General features: G+C 72.1%; 28 protein-coding genes. 12 read left to right on the top strand and 16 right to left on the bottom strand.

Annotation, left to right across the window (positions count from 1 at the left end; translation table 11 throughout):
* Positions 1-100 precede the first annotated feature (100 nt).
* A complete protein-coding gene (locus ACLJT4_RS09070; RefSeq protein ID WP_016576347.1) occupies positions 101-313 on the top strand; it encodes a cold-shock protein in 213 nt (70 codons plus the stop codon).
* A gap of 73 nt (positions 314-386) precedes the next feature.
* Here the strand turns inward: ACLJT4_RS09070 and ACLJT4_RS09065 are convergent, their stop codons facing one another.
* The 3 genes from ACLJT4_RS09065 to ACLJT4_RS09055 all read right to left on the bottom strand — a co-directional run bounded on the left by ACLJT4_RS09065 (position 387) and on the right by ACLJT4_RS09055 (position 2,334).
* Entirely contained in the window at positions 387-971 is a 585-nt protein-coding gene (locus tag ACLJT4_RS09065; RefSeq protein WP_411121794.1) for a GNAT family N-acetyltransferase, read from the bottom strand.
* A 76-nt stretch (positions 972-1,047) separates the two neighbouring features.
* Complete coding sequence (locus ACLJT4_RS09060) at positions 1,048-1,242, bottom strand: antitoxin (protein ID WP_016576349.1); 195 nt, start codon at positions 1,240-1,242, stop codon at positions 1,048-1,050.
* A gap of 63 nt (positions 1,243-1,305) precedes the next feature.
* Positions 1,306-2,334: an alpha/beta hydrolase gene (locus ACLJT4_RS09055; RefSeq protein ID WP_016576350.1), complete on the bottom strand. Its 1,029-nt coding sequence runs from the start codon at positions 2,332-2,334 to the stop codon at positions 1,306-1,308.
* Positions 2,335-2,487: 153 nt separating this feature from the next.
* On the opposite strand from ACLJT4_RS09055, the gene ACLJT4_RS09050 reads away from it, so the two are divergent.
* A complete protein-coding gene (locus tag ACLJT4_RS09050) occupies positions 2,488-2,781 on the top strand; it encodes a hypothetical protein (protein ID WP_411121793.1) in 294 nt (97 codons plus the stop codon).
* Between the two features lie 24 nt (positions 2,782-2,805).
* Here ACLJT4_RS09050 and ACLJT4_RS09045 read toward each other — a convergent pair whose 3' ends face one another.
* The 5 genes from ACLJT4_RS09045 to ACLJT4_RS09025 all read right to left on the bottom strand — a co-directional run bounded on the left by ACLJT4_RS09045 (position 2,806) and on the right by ACLJT4_RS09025 (position 10,317).
* Positions 2,806-5,868 (bottom strand): alpha-mannosidase, encoded by a 3,063-nt coding sequence (locus tag ACLJT4_RS09045; protein WP_411121792.1) that lies wholly within the window; start codon positions 5,866-5,868, stop codon positions 2,806-2,808.
* A 63-nt stretch (positions 5,869-5,931) separates the two neighbouring features.
* Positions 5,932-7,203, bottom strand: coding sequence for a glycoside hydrolase 5 family protein (locus ACLJT4_RS09040; protein ID WP_411121791.1), 1,272 nt, complete (start codon positions 7,201-7,203; stop codon positions 5,932-5,934).
* Positions 7,204-7,234: 31 nt separating this feature from the next.
* The gene (locus ACLJT4_RS09035; RefSeq protein ID WP_411121790.1) at positions 7,235-8,086 is read right to left on the bottom strand and encodes a carbohydrate ABC transporter permease; all 852 of its coding nucleotides are present in this window, start codon (positions 8,084-8,086) and stop codon (positions 7,235-7,237) included.
* The gene (locus ACLJT4_RS09030; protein ID WP_411121789.1) at positions 8,083-9,012 is read right to left on the bottom strand and encodes a carbohydrate ABC transporter permease; all 930 of its coding nucleotides are present in this window, start codon (positions 9,010-9,012) and stop codon (positions 8,083-8,085) included. Before ACLJT4_RS09030 ends, ACLJT4_RS09035 begins: the two co-directional genes overlap by 4 nt.
* Before the next feature lie 9 nt (positions 9,013-9,021).
* Positions 9,022-10,317, bottom strand: coding sequence for an extracellular solute-binding protein (locus ACLJT4_RS09025; RefSeq protein WP_411122342.1), 1,296 nt, complete (start codon positions 10,315-10,317; stop codon positions 9,022-9,024).
* 270 nt (positions 10,318-10,587) lie between these two features.
* Here ACLJT4_RS09025 and ACLJT4_RS09020 point away from each other — a divergent pair, with 270 nt between their 5' ends.
* The 5 genes from ACLJT4_RS09020 (at position 10,588) to ACLJT4_RS09000 (ending at position 16,105) form a co-directional block, all read left to right on the top strand.
* Positions 10,588-11,679 carry a LacI family DNA-binding transcriptional regulator gene (locus tag ACLJT4_RS09020; protein ID WP_411121788.1) on the top strand — a complete coding sequence of 364 codons (1,092 nt, stop codon included), beginning with the start codon at positions 10,588-10,590 and terminating at the stop codon, positions 11,677-11,679.
* 150 nt (positions 11,680-11,829) lie between these two features.
* Positions 11,830-12,849, top strand: a complete 1,020-nt coding sequence (locus tag ACLJT4_RS09015; protein ID WP_411121787.1) for an alpha/beta hydrolase — start codon at positions 11,830-11,832, stop codon at positions 12,847-12,849.
* Positions 12,842-14,059: an acyltransferase family protein gene (locus ACLJT4_RS09010; protein ID WP_411121786.1), complete on the top strand. Its 1,218-nt coding sequence runs from the start codon at positions 12,842-12,844 to the stop codon at positions 14,057-14,059. The genes ACLJT4_RS09015 and ACLJT4_RS09010 overlap by 8 nt, the downstream gene beginning before the upstream one ends.
* A 10-nt stretch (positions 14,060-14,069) precedes the next feature.
* Positions 14,070-15,419 carry a sensor histidine kinase gene (locus tag ACLJT4_RS09005; RefSeq protein WP_411121785.1) on the top strand — a complete coding sequence of 450 codons (1,350 nt, stop codon included), beginning with the start codon at positions 14,070-14,072 and terminating at the stop codon, positions 15,417-15,419.
* A complete protein-coding gene (locus ACLJT4_RS09000; protein WP_411121784.1) occupies positions 15,416-16,105 on the top strand; it encodes a response regulator in 690 nt (229 codons plus the stop codon). Before ACLJT4_RS09005 ends, ACLJT4_RS09000 begins: the two co-directional genes overlap by 4 nt.
* A 61-nt stretch (positions 16,106-16,166) precedes the next feature.
* Here the strand turns inward: ACLJT4_RS09000 and ACLJT4_RS08995 are convergent, their stop codons facing one another.
* From ACLJT4_RS08995 to ACLJT4_RS08985, 3 genes are all read right to left on the bottom strand, one after another.
* Positions 16,167-16,619: a spore-associated protein A gene (locus tag ACLJT4_RS08995; protein ID WP_411121783.1), complete on the bottom strand. Its 453-nt coding sequence runs from the start codon at positions 16,617-16,619 to the stop codon at positions 16,167-16,169.
* A 134-nt stretch (positions 16,620-16,753) separates the two neighbouring features.
* Positions 16,754-17,632 carry a lysozyme gene (locus tag ACLJT4_RS08990; RefSeq protein WP_411121782.1) on the bottom strand — a complete coding sequence of 293 codons (879 nt, stop codon included), beginning with the start codon at positions 17,630-17,632 and terminating at the stop codon, positions 16,754-16,756.
* A 315-nt stretch (positions 17,633-17,947) separates the two neighbouring features.
* Positions 17,948-18,607 carry a transglycosylase SLT domain-containing protein gene (locus tag ACLJT4_RS08985; RefSeq protein WP_411121781.1) on the bottom strand — a complete coding sequence of 220 codons (660 nt, stop codon included), beginning with the start codon at positions 18,605-18,607 and terminating at the stop codon, positions 17,948-17,950.
* 552 nt (positions 18,608-19,159) lie between these two features.
* Between ACLJT4_RS08985 and ACLJT4_RS08980 the strand changes: the two genes are divergently transcribed.
* Positions 19,160-19,378, top strand: a complete 219-nt coding sequence (locus ACLJT4_RS08980) for a hypothetical protein (RefSeq protein WP_411121780.1) — start codon at positions 19,160-19,162, stop codon at positions 19,376-19,378.
* Positions 19,379-19,510: 132 nt separating this feature from the next.
* Here the strand turns inward: ACLJT4_RS08980 and ACLJT4_RS08975 are convergent, their stop codons facing one another.
* The 5 genes from ACLJT4_RS08975 to ACLJT4_RS08955 all read right to left on the bottom strand — a co-directional run bounded on the left by ACLJT4_RS08975 (position 19,511) and on the right by ACLJT4_RS08955 (position 23,832).
* Positions 19,511-20,209 (bottom strand): transglycosylase SLT domain-containing protein, encoded by a 699-nt coding sequence (locus tag ACLJT4_RS08975; RefSeq protein ID WP_411122341.1) that lies wholly within the window; start codon positions 20,207-20,209, stop codon positions 19,511-19,513.
* 445 nt (positions 20,210-20,654) lie between these two features.
* A complete protein-coding gene (locus tag ACLJT4_RS08970) occupies positions 20,655-21,548 on the bottom strand; it encodes an alpha/beta fold hydrolase (RefSeq protein ID WP_411121779.1) in 894 nt (297 codons plus the stop codon).
* 65 nt (positions 21,549-21,613) lie between these two features.
* On the bottom strand, positions 21,614-22,855 hold the full coding sequence (locus ACLJT4_RS08965; protein WP_411121778.1) for a beta-ketoacyl-[acyl-carrier-protein] synthase family protein: 1,242 nt from the start codon (positions 22,853-22,855) through the stop codon (positions 21,614-21,616).
* Entirely contained in the window at positions 22,852-23,085 is a 234-nt protein-coding gene (locus ACLJT4_RS08960; protein ID WP_411121777.1) for an acyl carrier protein, read from the bottom strand. Before ACLJT4_RS08960 ends, ACLJT4_RS08965 begins: the two co-directional genes overlap by 4 nt.
* Before the next feature lie 294 nt (positions 23,086-23,379).
* Positions 23,380-23,832: a MarR family winged helix-turn-helix transcriptional regulator gene (locus ACLJT4_RS08955; RefSeq protein WP_411121776.1), complete on the bottom strand. Its 453-nt coding sequence runs from the start codon at positions 23,830-23,832 to the stop codon at positions 23,380-23,382.
* Between the two features lie 163 nt (positions 23,833-23,995).
* Here ACLJT4_RS08955 and ACLJT4_RS08950 point away from each other — a divergent pair, with 163 nt between their 5' ends.
* The 4 genes from ACLJT4_RS08950 (at position 23,996) to ACLJT4_RS08935 (ending at position 26,576) form a co-directional block, all read left to right on the top strand.
* The gene (locus ACLJT4_RS08950) at positions 23,996-24,406 is read left to right on the top strand and encodes an organic hydroperoxide resistance protein (RefSeq protein ID WP_411121775.1); all 411 of its coding nucleotides are present in this window, start codon (positions 23,996-23,998) and stop codon (positions 24,404-24,406) included.
* Between the two features lie 156 nt (positions 24,407-24,562).
* Complete coding sequence (locus ACLJT4_RS08945; protein ID WP_411121774.1) at positions 24,563-25,777, top strand: PP2C family protein-serine/threonine phosphatase; 1,215 nt, start codon at positions 24,563-24,565, stop codon at positions 25,775-25,777.
* A gap of 284 nt (positions 25,778-26,061) precedes the next feature.
* Positions 26,062-26,349 (top strand): DUF6400 family protein, encoded by a 288-nt coding sequence (locus ACLJT4_RS08940; RefSeq protein WP_411121773.1) that lies wholly within the window; start codon positions 26,062-26,064, stop codon positions 26,347-26,349.
* A gap of 2 nt (positions 26,350-26,351) precedes the next feature.
* Positions 26,352-26,576 carry a hypothetical protein gene (locus ACLJT4_RS08935; RefSeq protein WP_016575302.1) on the top strand — a complete coding sequence of 75 codons (225 nt, stop codon included), beginning with the start codon at positions 26,352-26,354 and terminating at the stop codon, positions 26,574-26,576.
* Positions 26,577-26,653: the final 77 nt, after the last annotated feature.

The raw sequence follows: 26,653 nt of genomic DNA, 5'->3' as shown, positions 1-26,653 counted from the left end.
GCGTTCTTGCTGTCCGGTACGTCTCCGGGCCAGGCGATCACCTCCGGATTCCGCGCGGTGCGGGAGCCGATTCGAGCCCAGAGAGCGAAGGAGACGCAACATGGCTTCGGGCACGGTGAAGTGGTTCAACTCGGAAAAGGGCTTCGGCTTCATCGCGCAGGACGACGGCGGCGCCGACGTCTTCGCGCACTACTCCAACATCGACGCGACCGGCTACCGCGAGCTGTTGGAGGGCCAGAAGGTCAGCTTCGAGGTCACGCAGGGCCAGAAGGGCCCGCAGGCGGAGAAGATCCGGGTGCTGACCTCCTCGTGAGCACGGCCCCGGCCGCACGGGACGGCGCCCGCCCCCGCGCAGGGGGCGGGCGCCGCCGCACGACCCGCCGCCGCTACGGGTGACGGTCGTTGAGGATCTTCTGGAACAGCCGGTGGTCCCGCCAGGCGCCGTCGATGTGGAGGAACTGCTCCGCGGTGCCGTACGGGGCGAACCCGCAGCCGGTCAGCACCCGCTGCGAGGCGACGTTGTCCACCAGGGTGCCGGCCTCCAGCCGGTGCAGGCCGAGTTCCCGGTCGGCCGCCGCGCACGCCGCCCGCAGCGCGGCGGCAGCGAGCCCGCGGCGCAGCTGGCCGACATCGATCCAGTAGCCGACGCTGGCGCTGCGCAGCGGTCCGTAGGTGATCTGGGACAGGGTGATCGCACCGACCACGTCCGGCTCCCCGGACGCCCCGGATCCGTCGTCCGGCTCGCGGACCAGGACCCAGGGCATCACCCGACCGGCGTCCCGCTCCGCCAACTGCACCGCGAGCCGCTCCGCCTGACCGGTCGGGGTGTAGAACCCGTCCGCGCGCTGCGGTTCGGTGGGGCGGAGGTGGTCGAGGTTGCGCAGGTAGGACCGGGAGAACCCGGCCGCGTCCGCCAGCTCGGCGGGGCGCATCAGGACGTCGGGGGCGAGCCTGGCGGACGAGGTGATCATCCGGTCAGCCTAATCCCGACCCGCTTCCTCGTGCCGGGTCGGGAGGCGCGGACCGGAAGCGCGCGGGATCACCGCCTCACTGCGGCGGCCGGTCCGTGTCGCGGTCCGTCCCGCCGAGCTGTTCCTTGAGCTTGTCCTGCGCGGTGTCGACCTGGCTCTGGTACTTCCCCTGGGTGCGCTCGTCGACGTAGTCACCGGCCTTGTCGACGCCCTTACCCGCTTGCTCCTCGTGGCCCTTGAGCAGTTCCTTGAGCTTGTCCAGTACGGACATGGATCGTCCTCCTCAGCGCGACCCCCCTCGACACCAGGATCACCCCCGAACGGCCGATCTGCATCAGGAGCCGCTGGGAATAGGGGCCTTCAACTGGTCGCTGATGAATTTCATGGAACTGGCGTCCATGCCCTTCTGGTAATCCCAGGCATTGTGCCGGCCGCCTGGGATTATCTGGAGCGCGGTATGGATCGGCCCCTTGCCGTACTTCGCCCGGAAGCGGTGTATCGGATTGAGCACCGCGGCGCCTTCCTTGCTGCCGGCCTGGAACGCGAGGTAGACCTCCGGTCCGCCCTTCTTCAACAGGCCCGCCGCGAGCTTCTCCGGATTGTTGGCGTCCTTCTCCTTCTGGTGGCCGGCCCACATCGGCGAATCCGGCACGATGTCCGGGCCGCTGGCTATCGCCGCCTTGAACTTGTCCGGGTGCTTCAGCACCGACTTCAGGCCCGCGAAACCGCCGGAGGACGAACCCATGAAAGCCCAGCCGTCGCGGGATCCGAAGGTGCGGAAATTGGCCTTGACCAGATCGACGACGTCGTCGGTCAGCCAGGTGCCCATCTTCTGCTGACCGGGAATGTCACTGCCGTCGTGGTAACGGGTGTCTGGATTGAGCATCGGCATCACCACGAGGAACGGCAGGCTCTTGCCCTCCGTGGTCCACTTCGTGAGGTTCTCCTGCAATTTGATGTCGCCGCCGACCCAGTAATTGGTCACGCCGTCCTTGTCCTGCGGGCTGCCCAGACCGCCGGGCAGGGCTATCAGTACCGGAAATCCGCTCTTGGCGTATTTGGCTTCCTGGTATTCCTTCGGGGCCCACACCCAGACGCTGCCGGTGACCCCGGACTTCGCGCCCTTGAGCGTGGTCCTGGCTATGTGGGTGCCGTCGTCCAAGGTGCGGGTGATCCGGAACTCGCTCTTCGGTCCGGTGGGCATCCGGGTGTCCTGGTCGACCGGTTTGACCGGGGTGGCCGCGCTGCCCGGCGCTCCGGCGTTGAAATCGACCGGGTTGCCGTTCTCCGAGCAGCCGGCGAGCAGGGCGGCGCAGGACGCGACGACGACGGCCGTGAACGCGCGGGCGTAAGGGTGTTTCAACGGTGACTCCGCTACTGGACGATCACATGCGAGTGACCATGACGATCAAGTGCAAGTGACCATAAAGAGTCGATTTGACCGCCGGCGGTTCCGTCGTGCGCCCATCGGTCCGTTCGACGGGCGGTCCGAGCCGGTCCGGCCGAGAATGCAGCGGTGACCGATGAACAGCGCAGTGCCGATGACACCGCCCCCCGCGGCGTGCCCGGTGCGCAGGAGCGACGCCTCGCCAGGAGGGCGCTGGCCGGCCGCGCACGGGACGCGGCGGACCTGTCCCTGCTGATGGACATGCTCGGGCTGGACCCCTGTCGGGACCCTGGTCGGCAGGCGCCCACGGCCGCCGGGCCGCGACCCGGCGACCGCGGGCGCGGCACCGGCCGGGACCGGCGGCAGGCGGTCCGCCGCGGTGCCTGCCGCGACGCCCGCACGCCGTCCGCCGACCCCGGCTGAGCCGCCCGGCCGCACCCCGCCCGATCAGCCGACCGACCGGCCTTCCGCCGTCCGGCGCAGTCGCAGCGTCACGATCTGGAACGGCCGCAGCGCCATCCGCACCGCGTCGCCCTGCCGTTCCAGGGCCGGACCGTCCTCGACGGGACGCTCCAGCAGATCCGTGGCGACCGCCTCGACCAGCGCGAACCCGCAGGTCAGGGTGAGGTGGGCGCGCCCGCCGCGGGCCTCGTGCAGCCGCACCACCAGATCGCCGCTGCGGTCGTCGGCCAGCTTGACGGCGGTGACCACCACCGCCGCGTCGTCCACCGAGATCAGCGGAGCCACCGCACCGGACCCGGTGACCGACCGCTCCGGCAGGTTGATCCGGTGCCCCTCGCGCACCGCGTCCCCGAGGGTCGCGCCCGGGACCAGCGCGTACCGGAAGCGGTGGGTGCCCTGGTCGGTCTCCGGGTCCGGGAAGCGCGGGGCGCGCAGCAGGGACAGCCGGATCGTCGTCGTCGTGCCGCGCTCGCCCTCGGCCTGGCCCTCCCGGACGGTGCGCGTGACGTCGTGCCCGTACGTCGCGTCGTTGACCAGTGCCACGCCCCAGTCCGGTTCCGCGGCGTGCACGAACCGGTGCGCGCACGCCTCGAACTTCGCCGCCTCCCAGCTGGTGTTGGTGTGGGTCGGCCGGTACAGGTGCCCGAACTGGGTCTCCGCCGCGTACCGCTCGGCGTGCAGGTCCAGCGGGAACGCGGCCTTGAGGAACTTCTCGGTCTCGTGCCAGTCCACCTCGGTGTCGATGTCCAGCCGCCGGTGTCCACGTGTCAGCGTCAGCGTCTGGATCGCCCGCGACCCGCCGAAGCGCCGCACCACGCGCACCGTCGCGGCGTCCGCGGTCGCCGAGACGAGCGCCACCTCGTCCGCCTCGGTCAGGTCGGTGACCACCTCGCGGTAGAAGGCGTCGACGTCCCAGGCGTCCCACATGTTGGGGAAGTCCGGATGGATCTGGAGCAGGTTCGCCGCCGTGCCGGGCGCGACGGCCTCCCGCCCGGCGGTCACGTCGTACGCCGAGACGACCAGGCCCCGCTCGTCGACCTCGATCCGCAGCAGGTCGTGCCGGAGGACGAAGCCGCCGCCGGGGCGCGGCCCGGCGGTCACCGGGGCGCCCTCGCCCACCGGCGGCGCGATCGCCCCCGCCGCCACCCCGGACCGGGCGTGCGGCGCGGAGTTCGCCACCAGCCGCCGGTCGCCGGCGCCGGCCAGGGCCGTCAGCGCGGCACCGATGAGCTCCTCCGACTCCGCGGCGACCGCGGCGTAGGTGCGCTCGGCCTCGCGGTGCACCCAGGCGATGGAGGAACCGGGCAGGATGTCGTGGAACTGGTGCAGCAGGACGGTCTTCCAGAGCCGTTCCAACTCCGCGTACGGATAACGGAATCCGGTGGTGACGGCGGCGGTCGCCGACCACAGTTCGGCCTCCCGCAGCAGGTGTTCGCTGCGGCGGTTGCCGCGTTTGGTGCGGGCCTGGCTGGTGAGCGTCCCGCGGTGCAGTTCGAGGTAGAGCTCGCCCACCCACACCGGTGCGTCGGGGTACTCCGCCGCCGCCCGCGCGAAGAAGTCGCCGGGCTTCTCCCAGCGCACGGTCGGTGAACCGTCCAGGTTCTTCAGCCGGCGCGCCTTGGCGACCATCTCGCGGGTGGTGCCCCCGCCGCCGTCGCCCCAGCCGGTCGGCGCCAGGGAGTGCCGCGCCGTGCCCTTCTCCTTGAAGTTCCGTGCCGCATGGGCGAGTTCGGCGCCCGAGAGTTGGCAGTTGTAGGTGTCCACCGGCGGGAAGTGGGTGAAGATCCGGGTGCCGTCGATGCCCTCCCAGCGGAAGGTGTGGTGCGGGAAGGAGTTCACCTGGCTCCAGGAGATCTTCTGCGTCAGCAGCCACTTCGATCCGGCCGCCTTGATGATCTGCGGCAGACCGGCCGCGAAGCCGAAGGTGTCCGGCAGCCACGCCTCGTCGTTCTCGACCCCGAACTCCTCCAGGAAGAAGCGCTTGCCGTAGACGAACTGACGGGCCATCGCCTCCGACCCCGGCATGTTGGTGTCCGACTCCACCCACATCCCGCCCGCCGGGACGAACCGGCCCTCCGCGACCGCCTGCTTGACCTTGGCGTACACCTCGGGCCGGTGCTCCTTGATCCAGGCGTACTGCTGCGCCTGCGACATGGTGTAGACGAACTCCGGTTCGTCGGCCAGCAGCGCCGTCATGTTCGCCGTCGTCCGGGCCACCTTGCGGACCGTCTCGCGCAGCGGCCACAGCCACGCGGAGTCGATGTGCGCGTGCCCCACCGCGCTGATCCGGTGCGCGGACGCCGCCGCCGGCGCGGCCAGCGCCCCGGCCAACTGTCGGCGCGCCGCCGCGGCCGTCCCGTTCACGTCCTGCAGGTCGAGCACGTCCAGCGCCCGGCCCACCGCCCGCAGCACCTCCCAGCGCCGCGGGCCGTCCACCGGCAGCTCCGTCATCAGCTCGCCCAGCACCTCCAGGTCCTGGATCAGCTCCCACACCTCGGTGTCGAACACCGCCAGGTCCATCCGCGCCAGTCGGTACTGCGGCTCGTCGCCCGCGGTCTCCGGGTCGCCCAGCGCCGTCGGCTGGAACGGGGGGACGCCGAGGATGACGGGGTTGGACGCCGCCTCCAGATGCCACTCGACGCGTTCGCCGCCGCGCACCGGCGCCCCCACCCGCACCCACTGGTTGCGGGGGTTGAGGCCCTTGACCGGCGTCCCGTCCGCCAGGTACACCAGCGCCTCGCACTGGAACCCCGGCATCCGCTCGTCGAACCCCAGGTCCAGCACCGCCTCCACGGTGCGCCCCGCCCACGCCGCCGGCACCGTGCCGCGCACCCGGAACCAGGTCGTCGCCCACGGCGCGCCCCAGGCGTCCCCCACCGCCACCGGGGTGTGCCGGGCCGCCAACCCCTCGGCCACCGGCACCGGCTCACCCGGCGCGACCCAGGCGGCCACCTCCAGCGGTACCGACTCCGGGTACAGCGCCGGCCGGATGCGTTCGTTGAGGACCCGCTTGAGGCGGGCTTCGACCAGCGCGCGATCGTCATGCATGGTTCTGCGGCTCCAGACGTCGGGGAGAGGGGCGGTGCGGGGGAGCGGGAGGAGGGGGCGCGGTCATCGCGGCGCCACCTCCTCGGGGGTGTACACGTCGGTGATCCCACGAGCCGTCAGATGAGCTGTGTCATAGGCGAGTTGGGACAGCACCACAGTGGGGCGGGCGCCGCGGGCGGCCAGTTCCGCCCAGGCTTCGAAGACCGGGCCGCCGGGTGCGCACACCGACCGGTGGGGCGCCCCCTCGGCGTCCCCGGCGTCCACGACCAACGCGGTGGAGCGCACCGGCGGTTGGTGCGGACGGTCCCGCCACTGGGCCGCCGCCTCGGCGAGGGCCCGCCCGACCGGCTTCACGGCCCGGTCCTCGGTGAGCAGGCCCAGCCCGTACTCCAACTCGGGGAAGTCCGCCAGCGACCGTGCCACGTCGTACGCGCACCACCAGGTCACGCCCCAGACGTCCGGGCAGTCCAGGGCGTTGGCGACAGTGGCCGTGGCGAAGCGGGCCGCGCGGTCCTCGGGGACGTGCGGGGCGGGGGCGCCGACCTCCTGGAGCCACACCGGGCGGTGCGGGTCGAGGGCCCACGCCTTGGACAGCTCGATGAGGTACGCGGCGTGCTGCTCGGTGGCGACGCCGGTCGGCCCGTGCCGCTGCGCGGTCCCGTTGAACACCCAGGAGTGCACCGCGGTCATCGCGCCGAGCCGGGCGGCGTGCGCGGGGGTGAAGGGGTGGCCGTCCTGGTACCAGGCGGCGTCGTACGCGGCGTGCAGGTGCGCCCGGCCCGGTGCGCCCCGCTCGCAGGCGGCCAGCATCCGGGTGAGCCAGGCAGCCGCCTGCGCGCCGGTGATGCGGTCCGGGTCGGGGTGCGGGGCGTCGGCGAACTGGTTGATCTCGTTGCCGAGGGTCATCCCGAGGAAGTTGGGCCGGTCGGCGAGCGCGGCTGCCAGGGTCCGCAGGTACTCCTCCTGGCCGGCGAGCACCTCCGGGTCGGTGAAGAGGTTGCGGCGGTGCCAGGTCTGCGTCCAGGCGGGCAGGAAGTCGAAACTGGACAGGTGGCCCTGGAGGCCGTCCACCGCGACGTCCAGCCCGCGCTCGGCCGCCGCGTCGGCCAACTGCACCAGTTGCTCGACGGCGCGCGGTCGGATCAGCGTGCGGTTGGGCTGGAACAGCGGCCACAGGGGGAAGACGCGGACGTGGTCGAGCCCGAGGGCGGCCAGGGCGTCCAGGTCCGCGCGCACCGCGTCCGGGTCGAAGTCCAGCCAGTGGTGGAACCAGCCCTGACTGGGGGTGTAGTTGACGCCGAAGCGGATCCGGCGCGGTTCGTGGGGTACCGGCATGAACGGTCCCGTCCTTCCGGGTGGGGTGGCATCAGCCCTTGACGGCGCCCTCTCCGACGCCGCGGAAGAAGTAACGCTGGAGACAGGCGAACAGCACGATCAGGGGGAGGACGGCGATCACCGAGCCGGCCGCCACCAGGCGCTGGTCGTTGGCGAAGGTGCCGTGCAGGTAGTTCAGGCCGACGGTCAGGGTGAACTTCGACTGGTCGCTCAGCACGATCAGCGGCCACAGGAAGTCGTCCCAGGCCCCCATGAACGCGAAGACCGCGACCACCGCGAGGGTGCCCTTGACCGACGGCAACGCGATCCGGACGAACCGCTGCCAGGCATGGGCGCCGTCCACGTACGCCGCCTCCTCGACCTCGTACGGCAGTGCGGCGAAGGCGTTGCGCATCAGCAGTACGTTCATCGCGCCGATGCAGCCGGGCAGCACCACGCCGAGCAGGGTGTCGTTCAACTGTAGCTGACGCATCGTCATAAATTGGGCGATCATGATGCTTTCGACCGGCACCAGCATCGCCATGACGAACACCACCACGGCGCACCGCCGACCGCGGAACCGCAGCCGGGCCAGCGCGTACCCGGCCAACGCGGCACCCGCACAGTTCGTCAGCACGTTGGCGACGGCCACCTTCACGGAGTTCAGGGCGAAGTCCCATACCGGGATCACCCGCCCCACCGCCGCGTAGTTGGCCAGCGTCGGATGCTGCGGCACCAGGCTCGGCGGATAGCGGTAGATGTCCTCGCCCGGGCCCTTGAGGGACGTCGAGAGCTGCCACAGGAACGGGCCGACAGTCAGCGCCAGCACCACGAGCAGCAGCAGGTAGCGGACCACCAGCGGGCCCCCGCGCCTGCGCCGCCCGCGCCGGCCCGGCCCCGTCATCGGTCCTCCCCGCGGTTGGCGCGCAGCACCAGCAGCATCAGCCCGAGCGTCAGCACGAACACCACGACCGACAGCGCCGAGGCGTACCCGACCCGGCCGCTGAGTCCGGTGCCGGCCTGCTGGACGAGCATCACCAGCGTGGTGTCCTCCCCACCGGGCCCGCCGGTCGCCCCGGCCATCAGGTACACCTCCGAGAACACTTTGAAGGCGTTGACCGCGGAGAGCGCGGCCACCAGCACCATCGTGGAACGCACCGCCGGCACCGTGACGGTCAGGAAACGCCGCACCGCACCGGCCCCGTCCACCGCGCACGCCTCGTGCAGCTCCCGCGGCACCTGCGTCAACGCCGCCAGATAAATGATCATGTAGTAGCCGAGGCCCTTCCAGACCGTCACCGCCATCGCACTGAGCAGCAGCAGCCACGGATCGCTGAGGAAACCGGCCCGGCCGAACCCCAACACCCCCAACAGCGCGTTGACCAGCCCCCGATCGTCCAGCAACCACACCCAGATCAGCCCGACCACCACCACCGAGGCGACCACCGGGAGGTAGAACGCGGCCCGGAAGAAGGCGATCCCCGGCACGCTGCGCCGGACGAGCAGCGCCAGCAGCAGCGGCAGCACCACCAGCGGCGGCACCACGCCCAGCACGTACAGCGCGCTGTTGCGCAGCCCCGTCCAGAACATCGGGTCGTGCAGCATCTCCTGGTAATTGGCGCCACCGGTGAACTGCCCGACGGTCAGCGTCCGGGCATCGGTGAAGGAGTGCGCCACCGTGCTGACGAACGGATAGAGGCTGAATCCGCCGACCACCAGCAGCCCGGGCGCGAGGAACAACCAGGGACTGGTCGGCAGGTGCGGACGGATCGCCGTACCGCCGCCGCCTTCCCGGGCACGACCGCCCGGTGCGGACTTCCGTATCCCCATATTGCGGCCTCAGCCGGTCTTCAGTAGGCGATCGCATTCCGCCACCGCGGAATCCAATGCCGCCTGCGGGCTCTGCTTTCCCTGCAAGGCCCGGGCGACGGCATTGCGCAGCACCGTCTTCATCTGGTCACTGAGCACCACCGGGGTGTAATTCACCGCGGTCTTCAGGGACTTCGCCGCCGCCACCCGCACCCGCGTGGCATCCGTACCGTCCTCCTTGGTGAAGTACGGATCGTCCAACGCCCCCTGCGTGCTGGGGAACACCGTGACCTGCCGCGCGAACGCCATTTGGTGCTGCCGGTCCGTCACGAAGTGCGCGAAGGTGACCGCGGCCGGTTTGACCTTGCTCTGCGCGTTCACCATCAGGCCCTGCACGTACATGTTGGCCTTGCCGGTGTTGTTCACCGCATCGGTGATCCCGACGTTCTCGTACAGGCCCGGCGCATCCCGTTTGAAGGTTTCCAGGTCCAGCGCACTGCCCGGATTCATCGCCACCGACTGCTGCTCGAACTTCCGCCCCGCCGACTCGGCCACGGAGGTCAGCGCCTGGGCGTCCAACGCGCCGGCCGCGTAGAGCTCCTTGTAGCGGGTGAGCAGCTGCACGCCCTTGGGCTCGTTGAAGGTGAACGCGGTGCCGCGGTCGTCCATCAGCCGCACCCCGTACCGCCCGAAGTCCTCGATCGACGGCGTCCCGGCCAGCATCGCGATCTTCCGGCCGCTGTTCCGTGCCATGGTCAGCGCGTCGGCGAACAGCGCGTCGTAGGTGGTCGGCGGCTTCGCCGGATCGAGCCCGGCCTGACGGAACAGTGCCTTGTTGTAGAACATCGGGCCGGTGTTGAGGTACCACGGGAAGGCGTAGACGCCCGGCAATCCCGGCATCTTCTGGCTCTTCCAGGCCCCGTCCAGATACTCGGTCCGGTATTTTCCGGCGGCTTTGTCGATGTCGAGCGCCAATCCGGCCTTCGCCAGCGGATAGGCGAGGTCCGGCGACACGTTGACCACATCCGGCAGGGTGCCCGCCGCCGCATCCGCACTCAGTTTCTGCGGATATCCCTCGGCCGGCTGATCGACCCACTTCACCTCGGTGCCCGGGTACTTCTTCTCGAAATCCCTGATGACCCCGTCGAAGTACTTCTGGAAACGCGCCTTCAGATTCCACGTCTGGAAGGTGACCTGACCCGCCACCTTCCCCTCCACGCCGTCGTCACCCCCACCACCACCCGGGGCGCCGCACGCGGACAGCGCGAGCGCCGAAGCGGCGAGGACCGCGTGGGCGACGAGTCTCCGACGGGAATCACGAGGCATGGCCGGCTCCTTGGCTGAAGTGCTCTGAAGTGCTCGGACCAGAAATCTCCACGAAGGCCATTGCAGCGCGGGATCCGGTTCTGCCACACGGTTTCCAGGCTCCCGGATCGCGACGCGGCAGACGCTACTAATGCGATTTAGTTAGTGTCAACACCCTTGCCACGAAGGGTTTTTCCCGCACCTCCGGAGAACCGTCCGGCCATTGTTTGACAGTCCCCGCCGCCCTGATCAGACTGTCCGCACCCATGGTTCGGCCGGGAGGAGCCCGCGATGACAGCGCCCGGTGAGGCCGCCCGCCGCAAGCCGGCGCGCCGCCCGACCATCAAGGACATCGCCCGCCGGGCCGGGGTCTCCGAGAGCGCGGTGTCCTTCGCCCTCAACGACCGCCCGGGCGTCTCCGCGGACACCCGCGCCCGGATCCGCCGGGTCGCCGACGAGTTGGGCTGGCAGGCCAACAGCGCCGCCCGCGCCCTCTCCGGCGAACGCGCCGGCTGCCTCGGCCTGGTGCTCGCCCGCCCGGCCCGCACCCTGGGCGTGGAGTCCTTCTTCCTCCAACTCGTCTCCGGCATCCAGGAGGTGCTCTCCGCCCGGCGCACCGCGCTGCTCTTCCAGGTCGTCGAGGACCTCGACACCGAGTGCGCGCTCTACCGCCGCTGGTGGGCCGAACGCCGCGTGGACGGCGTCCTCGTCGTCGACCCCCGCACCGACGACCCCCGCCCCGCGCTCCTGGCCGACCTCGGCCTCCCCGCCGTCGCCATCGGCGGCCCCGCCACCCCAGAACCCACCGGACCACCGCCCACCGCGCCGCTGCTGTCCACCGTCTGGGCCGACGACGCCAAGGCCATGACCCGGGTCCTCGACCACCTGCACGACCTCGGCCACCGCCGCATCGTGCACGTCGCCGGACTGCCCGACCTCGCCCACACCGCCCGCCGGATCCACTCCCTGCGCACCGCGGCCGCCCGGCGCGGCCTCGACGCGCTGCGGGTCCGCTCGGTCACCACCGACTACTCCGACGCGGAGGGCGCCGAGGCCACCCGCCGCCTCCTCGACGCCGCCGAACCGCCCACCGCGATCATCTACGACAACGACGTGATGGCCATCGCCGGCGCCGCGGTCGCCGCCGCCCGCGGCATCCCCGTACCGGGCCGGCTCTCCGTCGTCGCCTGGGACGACTCCCCGCTGTGCCGCGTCGCCCACCCCCCGCTCACCGCGCTGGTCCGCGACACCGCGGGCTTCGGCCGGCTCGCCGCCGCCGAACTCCTCGCCCTCCTCGACGGCGGCCCGCCCCGCACCGTCGAGGGCGAACTCCCGCACCTGGAACCCCGGCAGAGCACCGGCCCGCCGCCGCACGCCGCCTGACCATCCGTCACCGCGTGCCCACCCCCTACCCGTAGTACCTGAGGGCTACTGCGGGAGTCGCCCCGCTGGCGGGACGCCGATTACCCACCGCGCTCCCTAACTTCTGTGCCGCACCCTCCTCAGCACCCCGGTACGGAAGGACCACCCACCATGGCGCCGCATCCGCGCAGAAACCGCTTGACCCGCACCCTGCTCGCCGCGCTGGTCACCGCCTCGGTGGCCGTCCCGGTGTCCGGCGCCGCTCGCCCCGCCGCGGTCCCCGCGCCGCCCCCCACCGCCCTCGGGCCGCTGCGCGACACCGACCCCGCCGCCCTGGAACGCCGGTACGCCGCCACCCGCGCCGACGTCCGGGCGGCCGAGCGCACCGCCGACGCCCACGGCGACCACCGACGGGCCGCCGCCCTGCACGCCATGGCCACCCCCGCCCGGCACTTCCTCGCCTTCGACGGTCGCGACGGCGGCCGCAGCACCGAGGTCTACGGCGACCTCGCCCGCGCCGACCGGATCGCCGTCCTGGTCCCCGGCGCGGACACCGGCCTCGACACCTACCAGCGCTTCCGCAACGGCGCCCAGGCACTCCAACAGCAACTCGCCCGCCAACCCGAAGGCCACCCCGCCGTCCTCGCCTGGCTCGGCTACCCCACCCCCGCCACCGTCAGCTCGGCCGCCGCCACCACCACCCGTGCCGACGAAGCAGCCCCCCAACTCAGCTCCTTCATAACGGAGTTGAGGAAAGCCAAACCGCACGCCCGGATCACCCTGCTCTGCCACTCCTACGGCGCCGTGGTCTGTGGCCGGGCCGCCCACGACCTGCCCGCAGACGCCCTCGTCTTCTACGGCAGCCCCGGCACCGGCGTCGACACCGCCGCGGACCTGCACACCCGGGCCACCGTCTGGGCCGGCCGCGGCGCCGGCGACTGGATCGCCGACGTCCCCCACGTCCGCCTCCCGCTCCCCACCACCACCCTCGGCTTCGGCGCCGACCCGGTCTCCCCGGAGTTCGGCGCCCGCGTCTTCCCGGCCGGCACCGGCGGCCACAGCGACTACCTGACGCCCGGCACCCCGTCCCTGGCGAACCTCGCCCGGATCGCCGCCGGCTCGACCCCGCTCGCGACTCCGGACCCGGCCGCCGCCCCGCAGCGCACCGCCCGGGAGGCCCACCGTGCCTGACGCCCCACGGGCCGCCGTGGCCGCCCTCGTCCACCGCATCGACGCCGCCACCCCGCCCGATCGGGACCGGGCCACCGACGCCCTGCGCGCCTGCGCCATCCTCGGCGTGGTCCTCGGCCACTGGCTGGTCACCGCCCTGGTCGCCGACACCGGCACCCTGCACGGTGCCAGCCCCCTGCAAGGAATGCCCCAACTCGCCCCGATCTCCTGGCTGTTCCAGACCCTCGCGGTGTTCTTCCTGGTCGGCGGCGAGGTCGCCGCCCGCAGTCACGCCACGGCCCGCGCCCGCGGCACCCGCTACCGGCACTGGCTGCACGCCCGGCTCGGCCGACTGTTCCGCCCGGTCGCCGCCGTCCTCGCGGTCTGGGCCGTCGCCACCGTCGCGATGCTCGCCGCCGGCGTCGGCCTGGACACCGTCCACACCCTGGACAAACTGGTGCTGTCCCCACTGTGGTTCCTGCTGGTCTTCGCCGCCCTCACCGCGGCCACCCCACTGACCGCCCGCCTGCACCCCGCGTGGCCCTGCGCCGTCGTCGTCCTCGTCGACGTCCTCCGCTTCGGCCTGGACGGACCCGCCTGGCTCGGCTGGCTCAACCTCCCCGCCGGCTGGCTCGTCCCGTACTGCCTGGGCGCGGCCCGGGCCCGCGGCGCCGCACACCGCCGCCCGACCGGCTGGGCCCTGCTGCTCGGCGGCACCGCGGCCACCGCCGCCCTGATCCTCCTCGCCGGCTACCCCGCCTCCATGGTCGGCGTCCCCGGCGCCACGGTCTCCAACCTCAACCCGCCCACCCTGGCCGCCGTCACCTTCGGCCTCGCCCAGTGCGGCGCCGCGCTGCTGCTGCACGACCCGCTCAACCGGGCCCTGCGGCGCCCCGCGGCCTGGGCCGCGGTGGCCCTGCTGAACCTCTCCGCGATGACCGTCTTCCTCTGGCACCAGACCGCGATGATGGTCGTCACCGCCACCGCCTGGTTCCTGGCCGGCCCGCTGCCCGGCCTGCACACCGCCCCCGACGACGCCGCCTGGATCCTCGCCCGGCTCGCCTGGCTGCCGGTCTTCGCGGCCGTGCTGCTCCTGTGCTGGGCCGCGTTCGCCGCGTACGAGCACCGCCGGCCGGGCGCCCCCCACCGGCCCGGACGGGCACCGGACGGCACCGGGCCGGACCTCCGCGAACGCCACCCTGCCCGCACGGCGGTGACGCCCCGTGCCTAAGGTGCATCCCGTGAAGAGGGGGATCACGGCCGACCGGCTCACGGCGGCCCTGCGCGCGCTGCCCGGGCACCTGCGCGACGACCTGTGGACCGGGGCGGCCCAGGAACCGCTGCCGATCGGCGGCCGGCGGCCCGGCTGGCTCGACTGGCGACCGGCGATCATCGCCCCGCTGTTGGTGCTCGGGGTCGTCCTGCTCGCCGGCAACGCCAACACCTACGCGTTCCAGTACGGGATGGGCATGGCGACCGCCGTCCTCATCGCCGGGATCCAGGCCGCGGCACCGATCCTCGCGCTGTACCGCCCGGTCCTGGCCTGGTGGGCGGCGACCGCGACGGTGCTGGTGGTCGGCTCCCACGCGGCGATCCGGTTCGACCCGTTCGTCGATCCGCCCTGGCAGCGGACCGGGATGCCGATCCAGGCGGCGGTGCTGTTCCTCGTCGCGCTGCGGGTCCGGCCCCGCGCCACCGCCGAGATGCTGGTGCTCGGCGTCCTGGCCGGCGCCTTCGCCAACGGGCTCGCCGACGGCGGTTTCCGCGACGACGACGTCTCGGCGCTGGTGCTCGCGGTGTGCGCCCTGGTCGGCGCCCTGCTGCGGGGCCGCCAGAAGGCCCGCACCGAACTCGTCGTCCAGGAACGGCTCACCGCCGAGGAACGTGCCCGCCGCACGGTCCTGGAGGAGCGCAGCCGGATCGCCCGCGAACTCCACGACGTGGTCGCCCACCACATGTCGGTGATCTCCATCCAGGCCCAGGTCGCCCCCCACCTGGCCGAGAACCCCTCCGACGCACTCAAGGAGAACCTCCGCGGCATCCGCCAGAACGCCGTCGAGGCCCTGACCGAACTCCGCCGGGTCCTGGACGTCCTGCGCTCCGCGGACTCCGGTCCCGAGGGGACCCGGCACGCCCCGCAACCCACCCTCGACCGGCTCGACGAACTCGTCGGCAACGTGCGCGGCGCCGGCGTCACGGTCACCGTCGACACCACCGGCACACCGCGTCCGCTCTCGCCCGGCACCGAACTGTCCGCGTTCCGGATCGTCCAGGAGGCGCTCAGCAACGCGATGCGGCACGCTCCCGGCGCCGCCGTCCACGTCGCGCTCGGCTACCACCCGGACCGGGTCGCCCTCCGCGTCACCAACACCGCCCCCGCCCGCCCCGCATCGCCCTCCCCGGGCGCCGGCCACGGCCTGCTGGGCATGCACGAACGCACCACGATGCTCGGCGGCGAACTGGCCACCGGCCCCACCCCCGACGGCGGCTACGAGGTCACCGCGATCCTCCCGGCCGCCGCCCCCACCACCCCGATCGCCCCCACCACCCCCGCCGCCCCCTCCGACGACGCCGAGGACACCCGACGATGACGATCCCCGCCACCACCCCCGCCGTCCGCGTCCTGATCGCGGACGACCAGAAGATGGTCCGGCAGGGCTTCACGGTGCTGCTCGACGCCGAACCGGGCATCGAGGTGGTCGGCCAGGCGGTGGACGGCCACGACGCCGTCGCCAAGACCGCCGAACTCGCCCCCGACGTCGTCCTGATGGACATCCGGATGCCCGGACTCGGCGGCATCGACGCCACCCGCCGGCTCACCGAACCGGCCGACGCCACCGTCAAGATCCTCGTCCTGACCACCTTCGACCTCGACGAATACGTCTACGAGGCGCTACGCGCCGGTGCCTCCGGCTTCCTGCTGAAGGACGCCTCCGCCGAGGAACTCGCCCAGGCGGTGCGGGTGGTGGCGGCCGGCGACGCGCTCCTCGCCCCCAGCATCACCAAGCGCCTGATCGCGGAGTTCTCCCGGATGTCCGGCGCCCCGCGCGCCCCGCTCAAGGACCGGGCGGCGGGGCTGACCGAACGGGAGACCGAGGTGCTGTCGCTGATCGCCCAGGGCCTGTCCAACGCGGAGATCGCCGAGCGCCTGGTGGTGGCCGAGCAGACGGTGAAGACGCATGTGGGCCGCATCCTGGTCAAGTTGGGACTGCGCGACCGGACCCAGGCCGCCGTCTTCGCCTTCGAGACGGGCCTGGTGCGACCCACCGGATACTGACCCGCCGCCTCCCGGTCACCTCAACTGCGTGTCTGAATCGGCCACTTGGCGAGAACCGCGGTCAGTGCCGAACCACGACCCCCGGCGCCAGCCGTCCGCAGTTGGAGCCGGTGACGCTGACGCTCACCGCCTCGACGGCCCCGCCCCAGTCCACGCACCGCCCTTTCGCCGCGAGGTAGACCGGACCGGCGTACGTGGTGTATTTCCCGCTGTCGAACACGGGGTCGGAACTGTGGTCGGACGGTCCGAGCACGGCGTGGACGAATACCGGCTTTCCGGGGCTGTTCCGGATCGTCACCACACAGTTCTTCCCGGTTTTCGCGCTGTACGTGAGGTAGACCGTGCCTTTTCCGCTGACCGGTACGGAATTCACGACCGAGTAACCGCTGCCGCACGCCCCGTTGTACGCCGCGCTGCGGATCGGCGCGGCCGATGCGGTGGTGGCCAGGCCCATGGTGGCGATACCGGCCAGGGCCAGCACCGTCGAACCGGCCAGGAGAGCAGAACGCTTCATGGAAAACCCCCGTCAGGTGGTGTCCTTCGCGTGGTCGTGCACCGAATGGGTGCTACACCGTGTTGGACACCAACCGGACGGGGAGGGTTGTACGCGACGTTCCGCCAGTACGCCTGTTCCTTTTCTCCGCCGGTTCAGTCGTCGTCGTCCGCGCCGTAGGCCATCACCTTCAGCCTGCTGAGGGGACCGTTGAACCGGTTGTGGTCACCGACGGTGTGTCCCGAGGACGTGTGCTGCCAGATGCTGTGGAACCGCCAACCGCCCGGCAGCGACCCGACGGAGGAGCCGTAACGGGGGATCCACAGCGGGTTGCTGCCGCCGAACCGGCTGGAGTTGCCGGTGCACCGCTTCCACCAGTTGGTCGAGGTGTAGATCACCGCGTCCCGCCCGGTCTCCTCCCGGTAGGCGCGCACGAAGTCGGCGATCCAACTGACCATGGCGCCGTGGCTCTTGTCGTAGCAGGTCGCGCCGTAGGGGTTGTACTCCATGTCGAGCGCCCCCGGCAGCGTCCGGCCGTCCCGCGACCAGCCCCCGCCGTGGTGCGCGAAGTACCGCGCCTGCGTGGCACCGCTGGAGTGGTCCGGCAGCGCGAAGTGGTACGCCCCGTGGATCATGCCGACGTTGAACGCGCCCCGGTACTGCTGGGTGAAGTACGGGTTCTTGTAGCTGGTGCCCTCGGTGGCCTTGACGTAGGCGAAGCGCACGCCCATGTGCCGCAGCTTCGCCCAGCCGACCTTGCCGTTGTGGCTGGAGACGTCGACGCCGGCCACCGACTTCCGGGGCCAGGCGCCGCGCGGCTCCGAGGTGGCGGCCTGCTCGATGCCCTCGTGCGCGGCGATGGTCGACCCCATCCAGTCCTGCTCGGGGTGGGCGGGGGTCTTGGCGACCTCGGGCGTCGCGAGGGCGGTGCCGGGCAGCGTGAGCGGCAGGGCGAGCACGGTGACGAGTGAGACGAGTGAGCCGGCCGCAAGGGGGACCGTCCGCCGGGCCGGTGCGGATCTGCGCAAGGGCATCGCGTGCCTCCGAAGGACTTCGGTTGAGTCAGTTTCGGCAGCTTTTGAGCATGGTTCTGCCGATGAAATGACTTATACGCTGAAATGCCAGGTTCCATGACTGGATGGGTCCGGGGTCCGCCGTCCGGCCGGGCCATCTCACCCGTCCGGCGGCATTCGCGGCGCCGTCGCACGGCGCCCGTGGCACGAGACGAGCGGGCCCCGGCAGTGCCGGGACCCGCTCTCCGCTCGGCGGCGAACGCGCCATGTCGCCGCTTCGCCAGCTTCTATGGCGACCCTGCCGGGTCGGATGTCTCGTCCGTCATCGACGGTGGCTCAGTACGCCGAGTTGACGTTGTCGATGGAGCCGTAGCGGTGCGCCGCGTAGTTGGCGGCGGCGGTGATGTTGGCCACCGGGTCGGTGAGCTTATCGGCGGTGCCGGCGACGTGGTAGGTCTCGAAGGTGGGCTGGATCACCTGGAGCAGGCCCTTGGAGGGTATGCCGTTCTGGGCGTTGACGTCCCAGCCGTTCACGGCGTTGGGGTTGCCGCTGGACTCCCGCATGATGTTGCGGTGCAGGCCGTCGTAGCTGCCGGGGATGCCCTTGGACTTCATGATGTCCAGGGACTGGCGGATCCACCCGTCGAGGTTGTCGGTGTACTTCTTCGGCGCGGCCGGGCGGTCGGCGGAGCGGCTGGCGGCCTGCTCGGCGGTGTGGCCCTGCTTCGCGACCGCGGTGACCTTGATGCGGTCCGCGACGGAGGCGGCGACCGGACGCTCGACCTTGGCGCTGTCGGCCTTGGCGGGCATCCCGTTGGCGTTCACCGGAGCGACCGCGGCGGGGGCGTGCGCGGCCGTGGCTGCGGCGGTGCTCGGGGCCGCGGTGGCGGCGAGGCCCGTGGTGGCGCCGGCGGCGGCGAGCACGGCCAGGGCGACCTTGTGGGTGCGGGTGATGCGGGCGATCCGGGCAGCGCGGGGCAGGGTGAAACTGGGCATGCGGGGGTGACCTCTTCCAGGTGCGGGTTACGGGGAGGCGGCCATCGTTGGCGCGTTCGAACCGGAGGCTCTGTGCCGCGTTCGCCCTTGGGGCGGGGGGTGCGGCGCGCTCTCGGTGCGACTGGATCCATAGTTAACGGCCGACCCGGCGGGTGGCAATGCCCCCCTGTACTACCGTTCTTCGTGAGATGGTCGATGATGTCCGTAATGATCGTTTATGAACCCCGCGTTCGTGGGCCGGAACCGCTCCGGCAACGACTAGGCGGGCTCGTACGTGACCTACGTCGCGTGCCGGGCGTCACCTGCCGGGGCCCTCGAAAGCCCCTCCGGAACCCCTTGCGAGTTGCCTGGGTCACACCCCGAATTGGCCATCGCAGCCCCGCACTTCGCGACCCCGGGCGCATCGGGAGCGGGCCGCGCCCCCTGGATTCATCGATGCGGCGGCACCGCTGGTCCATCCGTAGCAGCGTCGGGGCTGTCGCAGGGCGGCGGCGCCGCGGGTCCCCGAGAGTGGGAGCACGCACAACCGCCACTCACCGTAGGGAAGTGCTCATGTTCCGTCGCACCACCGTCGTGCTCAGCGGCCTGCTCGTCGCGGGATTCCTCACCACCGGTGTCGCCGCCGCGGCCCCCGCCGACCACCACCAGGACCACCGGCACGGCCGTCACGCACGCCACCTCACCCCCAAGGAGCGCGCGGGCCTGCGCTTCGCCGGACACCTCCTGGACGTCCTCTTCGGCGGCCCCTCGCGCCACAGCCACATCTACTGACGCCCCACGCCAACGGCAATGGCCCTGCCCGCGAAGTGCGGGCAGGGCCATTGCCGTTGGCGTGGGGGCGCCTCAGGGGCGCGAGGTCCCGGCCGGGTGCTCCGTCACGGAGTCCCGGCGCGGAAAGCCGCCTCAGTAAGCGGAGTTGACGTTGTCGATGGAGCCGTAGCGGTGCGCCGCGTAGTTGGCGGCGGCGGTGATGTTGGCCACCGGGTCGTAGAGGTCGTGCGGCGTGCCCGACACGTGGTACGTGTTGAAGGTGGGCTGGATCACCTGCAGCAGGCCCTTGGAGGGTATGCCGTTGCGGGCGTTGATGTCCCAGTTGTTGATGGCGTTGGGGTTGCCGCTGGACTCCCGCATGATGTTGCGGTGCAGGCCGTCGTAGCTGCCGGGGATGCCCTTGGACTTCATGATGTCCAGGGACTCGCGGATCCAGCCGTCGAGGTTGTTGCCGTACTGCTTCGGCGCGGCGGCCTTGGGGGCGGCCTTCGGCGCCTCCTTGGCGATCTCCGTACGCTCCGCGGAGCGGTTGGCGGCCTGCTGCGCGGCGTGGCCCTGCTTGTCGAGCGCGGTCACCTTCAGGTGGTCCGCCACCGACGCGGTGACCACGTGGTTCTGCTCCGTGGTCGCCTTGTCCTTCGCCGCGACCGGCAGGCCGTTGGCGCTGACCGGCTTCACCACGGCCGACGCGTGCGCGGCGGGCGCCGCGGCGTTGCTCGGCGCCGCGGTCATGGCCAGGGCGGCTGCGCAGCTCGCGGAGGCCACCAGCGCCGCGGAGATCTTGTGCGTGCGGGTGAGGCGGGCGGTTCGGGGCAGGGAGAAGTGGGGCATAGGCATGCGGAGGTGACCTCTTCCAGGGCTTGGTGGCAGGGGGAGATGGCCATCGGTGGCGTCTCGGGGTCCGAGGGTCAGTGCCGCGCTCACCGCTCTGGCGGAGTCCGCAGGCTCTCGGCGTTACGAGAAACATGGTTAGCGCCGGCCCGGGATGGTGGCAATGATGCCGTGTACTACCCATCTTCGTGCGTTCGGGCGAGATGTCCGTATTGCGGCCCGGAATCTGCGGCCCGCGCCGCCCCGGGATCGACTAGCCCCGGTCGTACGTGACGTACGTCGCGTGCCCGGCATCACCGCCCGGGGCCCTCAAGAGCCCCCGCGGACACGGTCGTTTGTGGCCCCGCTCACAGCCCGACGGGGCCGGGGGAGCCCACTGCGGCACCCCCGACCCCGCCCCTACGCGGTCACCCGGCCACGGTCCGTCGCCGCCCGGGTCCGCCCCTCACGCCCACGCCGGATCGGCCACCGCCCCCGCACCGGCCGCGCCCGGCCCGGCCGGGGCCTCCACCGGCCGGTCCGTGAAGAACCGCACCGCCACGTCCGCGACCTCCTCGGGCCGCTCCAGCACCACCCAGTGGTCCGCCTCGGGAACGGTCAGGAAGCGACTGCCCGCGATGGTCGCCGCGAAATCCCGCTGCCGGGACGGCTCCGTCACCGTGTCGTGCTCACCACTGAAGACCAGCGTGGGGATCCCGGACAGGCCCCCCGAGAAGTCCGGCCGGTCCGTCAGCGCCCGCTGCAGCGAATCCACCGCGTGCGGCGAGTGCAACGCCGCCTGCAACATCGCCCGCCGCACGTAGCGGTACGCCAGCTCCCGCCGGGCGACCGGCCGGCTCTCGTCACGGCACAGCAGCCCCTCGGCCACCATCGTGGCGAAGGTGTCAGTGTCCCCGTCCCCGAGGTGCACCGAGGCCCGCCGCCAGTGCGCCACCTGCTCCTCGGTGATGTGCGCCGGCACACCGCCCAGCACCAGGCGCGCGATCCGCTCCGGGAACCGCCGGGCGCACCCGAAGGCCAGTCCCGCCCCGTAGGAGAAGCCGAAGACGTTGATCCGCGGCACCCCGAGGTCGTCGATGATCCCCAGGATCGCCGCGCACAGCACGTCGACGCTCGGTCCCGGCGGCAACGCATCGGCGCTGCCCATCCCGGGCAGGTCCGCGGTCACCACCTCCGCCACCGGCCCCAACCGGTCCTCCAGCTGCGGCCAGCCGAACATCCCCTGCAACGCACCGCCCAGCACCAGGACGGGCTCGGTGCACCGCCCCGGCTGCCGCAGCACCCGGTACGCGTACGACACCCCGCGCACCGACAGGGAGCGGATCACTTCCTCGGACATGGCTGCTTCCTTCTCGGAGAGGCTCGATGGGGCCCGGCACGTCCGGACCCCGCACGCTCGGGCGGTCAGCCGCGGGTCAGGACGAGCGCCGCGTTGTGGCCCCCGAACCCCAGTGACGTCTTGACCGCACAGTCGAACGCCGCCGGCCGCGCCGCGTCCCGCACCACCTCGACCGGGATCCGCGGGTCGGGCACCGTGAGGTTGGCCGTCGGCGGCACCAACTGCTGCTCCAGAGCCAGAACGGTCAACGCGGTCTCGATCCCGCCCGCGGCGCCCAACGTGTGCCCGGTCATCGCCTTCGTCGACGTCACCAACGGGTGCTCGCCGAGCACCCTGCGCAACACCTCCGCCTCGATGCGGTCGTTCAGCACCGTCGAGGTGCCGTGCGCGTTCACGTGGCCCACGTCACCGGGCCGGACGTCGGCGTCCGTCAACGCGGTGCGCAACGCCCGCTCGATGCCCCGCCCCTCCGGATCCGGTGCCACCGCCGCATACGCGTCACTGGACGACCCGTAGCCGGCGATCCGCGCCCGGATCGGCGCCTGCCGGGCCCGGGCGTGCTCGGGCCGCTCCAACACCAGCAACCCCGCCCCCTCCCCGACGACGAATCCGTCCCGCTCCACGTCGAACGGGCGACAGGCCGCGGTCGGATCCTCCCGGCGGGTGGAGACCGCCTTCATCTGGCAGGCGCTGGCGATCAGCAGCCGGGAGAGCACCGACTCCGCACCGCCGGTGATGGCGATGTCGCAGGCCCCGGCGCGCAGCAGTTGGTGCGCGGTGCCCACCGCGACGGTGCCGGAGGAGCAGGCCGTCGCCACGCCCAGACTGGGGCCGTGCGCCCCCAGGTCCATACAGACGCTGCTGGCCGCGCTGTTGATCACGGTCAACGGGGCGAGCTTGGGGGAGACCCGCCGGGCGCCGTGCCCGGCCATCGCCGCGCTCTGCTGGTCGTAGAACGGCAGCCCGCCGTGGGCGGACCCGATCACCACCGCGACCCGGCTGCTGTCCCAGCTCAGCGGATCCAGCCCGGCGTCGGCGACCGCCTCCCGGGCGGCGATCACCGCGAGCTGCGAGAACCGGTCCATCAGGCGCTGGGTGGCCACGCCGAGCAGCGCGGTGGTGTCCAGGTCCGCCGCCGTGTACATGAAGTCGCAGGGCAGATCGGCGAGTTCGGCCTGCTGGGACACGTTCGTGGGCGTCACCTCGTGGGTGACGGAGTGCCAGGTGGCCTTCGTCCCCACTCCGGCCGCGGACACCAGGCCCAATCCGGTCACGGCCGCGGAGAACGGCTTCTGGCGGGCCGTCACGCCGCGACTTTGCCGTCGATGGCCGCCACCAGCTGTCCCACCGTGTCGCGCGAGGTCAGCGACACCTCTTCGAGATCGATCTCCAGCTGCTCCTCGATGAGGACCCGGAGCTCCTCCAGGGCCAGGGAATCCAGCCGCAGGTCGCGCAGTGGGGTGTCCGCGGTCACCTCCCCGCGTGCGACCCCGAACCGCTCTTCCAGCAAGGCGTTGACAACTTCTGCCGCATTCACGTGGCGCTCCTCCGCTGTTCGTAGGCGATGCTGCCAACCGTGTCCTGGGCGGAATTTCGCCGGTGGCTCCGGCTGGTTTGGCCACCCTTTATACGCCTTTGTCCCGTGCGCCCCCCAACCTTGGTAGCTCAATGGGGTGATGGGCGCACTGGAGTGGGGGAGGGGCCCCCTTCCGGGCGGCAGGAACGACCCGGAACGGCTCGGTGTCTAACGCCCGAACATGCCGCGGGGTACGGGTTGCCGCGCGGCGGATGTGCGGTGTCCGCCGCAACGTCCACCCGCCCGGCGGTGTCCTCAGCCCTCGTCGAGTGCGCTGGTGACCCGACCCAACAGACTGCGCAGCGTCCGCAGTTCGTCGACGGTCAGTCCGGTGGCGGCCAGCATCCGGCGCGGCACCGGCAGTGCCCGCTCGCGCAGCTCCTCACCGGCCCCGGTGAGGCGGATGATGACCGACCGCTCGTCCTCCGGGCTGCGTTCCCGGTGTACCAGCCCTGCCGCCTCCAGGCGCTTGAGCAGCGGCGAGAGCGTGCCGGAATCCAGCCGCAGCCGCTCGCCGATGCCCTTGACCGGCTCCGGGCCGTGCTCCCACAGCACCAGCATGACCAGGTACTGGGGGTAGGTCAGCCCCAGCTCCTTCAGCGCCTCCCGGTAGACGCCCCCGAACGCCCGCGAGACGGCGTGCAGCGAGAAGCAGACCTGGTGGTCGAGGCGGAGGAGCTCTGCGTCGGAAGCCGGGGGTGTGGTCATGGACCCAGGTTAACGCCCGACGCTATTGAGTTGTGCGCAATTGATTTGCGCACAACTCAATTACGTGTCACTGTGGTCTCCGGCCGGAGCGACCGACCGGCCCCCGCTCCCCGTCGGGCCGGGCGCGCCCCGCGCCCCCGTCCACCACGCGAAAGGACCCCTCATGGACGCGCTGTACACCGCCGCCGCCACCGCCAACGGTCGCGAGGGCCGGGCCGTCAGTTCCGACGGCCAACTCGATCTCGCCCTGGCCCTGCCCCCGGCCCTCGGTGGCGACGGTGCCGGCACCAACCCCGAGCAGCTCTTCGCCGCCGGGTACGCCGCCTGCTTCGCCAGCGCCATGGCCAACGTCGGTCGCCAGATGGGGCTGGACACCAGCGATGTCTCGGTCACCGCCGAGGTCTCGATCGGCAAGGACGACACCGGCTTCGGCCTCGCCGTCGTCATGCGCGTCGAACTCCCGGACGCCCTGGCCGGCGAGACCGGGCAGCGGCTCGTCGAGGCGACGCACCAGTTCTGCCCCTACTCGAAGGCCACCCGTGGCAACATCGACGTCGAGTTGGTCGTCGAGTAACGGCACCGGGGTGGCGGGGCGGCGGCGAGGGTGCGCCGGGCGCGCTGGTGACCGGCTGGCGCCGGGCGGCCCCGATCGCCGACCTCGGCGCGTGGGGAAAGCCCGCGGAAACCGGACTATCCGGGCATTTGTCTCGTTCGAGTGCAACCATGATGCATGCCCTTCCCACGGCTGACGCGGCTGCGCCAACGACCGGATCCGAGCCACGCCCTGCTGCTCTTCCCGATCGCGCTGATCGTCGCGGTCTGCGCGGCCGACGTCCTCACACCCCCGGACATCCACCTCGGTCCGCTGCTGGTCGCCGCCCCCGCCCTCACCGCCGCCTTCGCCGGCCCTGGCCCGACCGCGGCGATCGGCACCCTGGCCGTCGCCGCCCAGGTGGGCATCGGCCTCGCCCGCGGCGTCCTGTTCACCGAGAACCTCTACACGCAGATCAGTGCCCTGATCGTCGTGTCGGGGTTGGTGTTCCTGTTCACGATGGTGCGGGAGCGCAACGAGCGGCGGCTGTCACGGAGTCGTTCGGTGGCGGCGGTGGCGCAGAAGGTGCTGCTGCGGCCGTTGCCGGAACGCAGTGGGGACTTGGAGTTCGCCTCGCTGTACCTCGCCGCCGAGGAGGAGGCGGAGATGGGGGGCGACCTCTTCGCCGCGGCGCGGACCGCGGCCAGCACCCGGCTGATCGTCGGCGACGTCCGCGGCAAGGGCCTCCCGGCCTACAGTCACGCGGCGCTCATCCTCGGCGCCTTCCGCGCGGCGGCCCACCGCCAGGCCACGCTGCCCCGCCTCGCCCGCCATCTCGACGGCGCGGTCCGCTGGGACACCAGCCAATGGGCCACGGCCCCCGCGCGACCCGCCGCCGGGGTCGCGACCTCGGCCGACGACGCCGACCCGGCCGGCCCCGACCCCGCGCCCGACGCCGAGGAAACGTTCGCCACCGTCGCCCTCTTCGACATCCCCGACCGGCGTCCCGAGCTGAGCACCATCAGCTGCGGACACCCGCCCGCCCTCCTCCTGCGCGACGGCCGGGTCCACGTCCTCGATCCCCGGCGGCACGCCCTCCCCCTCGGCCTCGGCGCCCTCGCCGGCCCACCGGACTACGACGTGGAGACCTTCCCCTTCCACCCCGGTGACCTGCTGCTCCTCTACACGGACGGCGTGATCGAGGCGCGCGACGCCGACGGTGACTTCTACCCGCTGACCGAACGGGCCGGTGCCTGGAGCGACGGCAGCCCCGCCGGCGTACTGCGCCGCCTGCGCGCAGACCTCCTCGCCCACACCGGTGGCCGCCTCGCCGACGACGCGGCGGCGGTCGCCGTCCGCCGCCTGCCGCCCCGCCCCGCACCCCGGTCGGACGCGACGGCCGACACCCCGTAGCCGGCCACGGCCGGGAGTGGATCGCCTGCGCCGACGCGGCGGCGCCCTGCCCCGGCCGGTCCCGGTGGCGGGTCGCAGTGCGCCCGGCCGGGCATGACATCCGTCACCCCCGGCCGCCCGGGTCTGCGCCCCGACCCCGATATTCCGCCCTTCCGCGGGCCTCCCCGACGCCTAACCGGAGGGTCTTTCCGATTGACGCTTCCTCAAGTCCGTCCCACTTGCTAAACACGTCCGATCAGGGGTACTCGCCCCGAATCGTCCGCTAGTGGTACAGGAAGCGCAGCATGACCGACCCCACCAGCCCCACCAGCACCGGAGCCGACATATCCTGCGTCACCGGGATCTCCGACGACCGCACCCACGGGACCTTCGAACTCGACCTCGCCGGTCACGAAGCCTGGCGCCGGGCCGAAGTCTTCGCCGCGCTCGGCGACGACTGGGACCCCGTCGCGGTGATGCAGGACGAGGCGGAGGCCCAGCGGCTCCTCTACTCCGGTCTCGACGCCGACCAGCAGGCCACCTACGCCATGCTGGTCGCCGCCGGAGTGCTGCCGGCCGCCGGGCAGGGGTGAGCATGCTGCCGATCGACCCCACCGCCGACATCGGCCGCCGCGCCTGGGTGCCCTGCCCCCGTTGCGAGGACCACCAGGACTGCGGCACCTGCCGCGCCGGCCGCACCTGCGACGACCACTGGCGCTACCTGCTGTCCAACAAGGGCAGCCTGCTCCACCTCCAGTGCCCCGCCTGCACCCACCTCTTCGCGTGGGACTCCGGCTTCGGAGCCGGCGGCCGCCCCTGACGCAGCGGCCGCCCCGGCGGCACCCCCTGGCAGCACCCCCGTGCTCGCGCTGGACCCGGCCGTGCGCCAGGCCACGG

This window comes from Streptomyces sp. x-19, assembly GCF_046549115.1.
GTDB classification, from domain to species: domain Bacteria; phylum Actinomycetota; class Actinomycetes; order Streptomycetales; family Streptomycetaceae; genus Streptomyces; species Streptomyces albulus_C.
The sequence above is the reverse complement of the archived record's forward strand: the minus strand, read 5'-3'. Positions and strand labels throughout refer to the sequence as shown.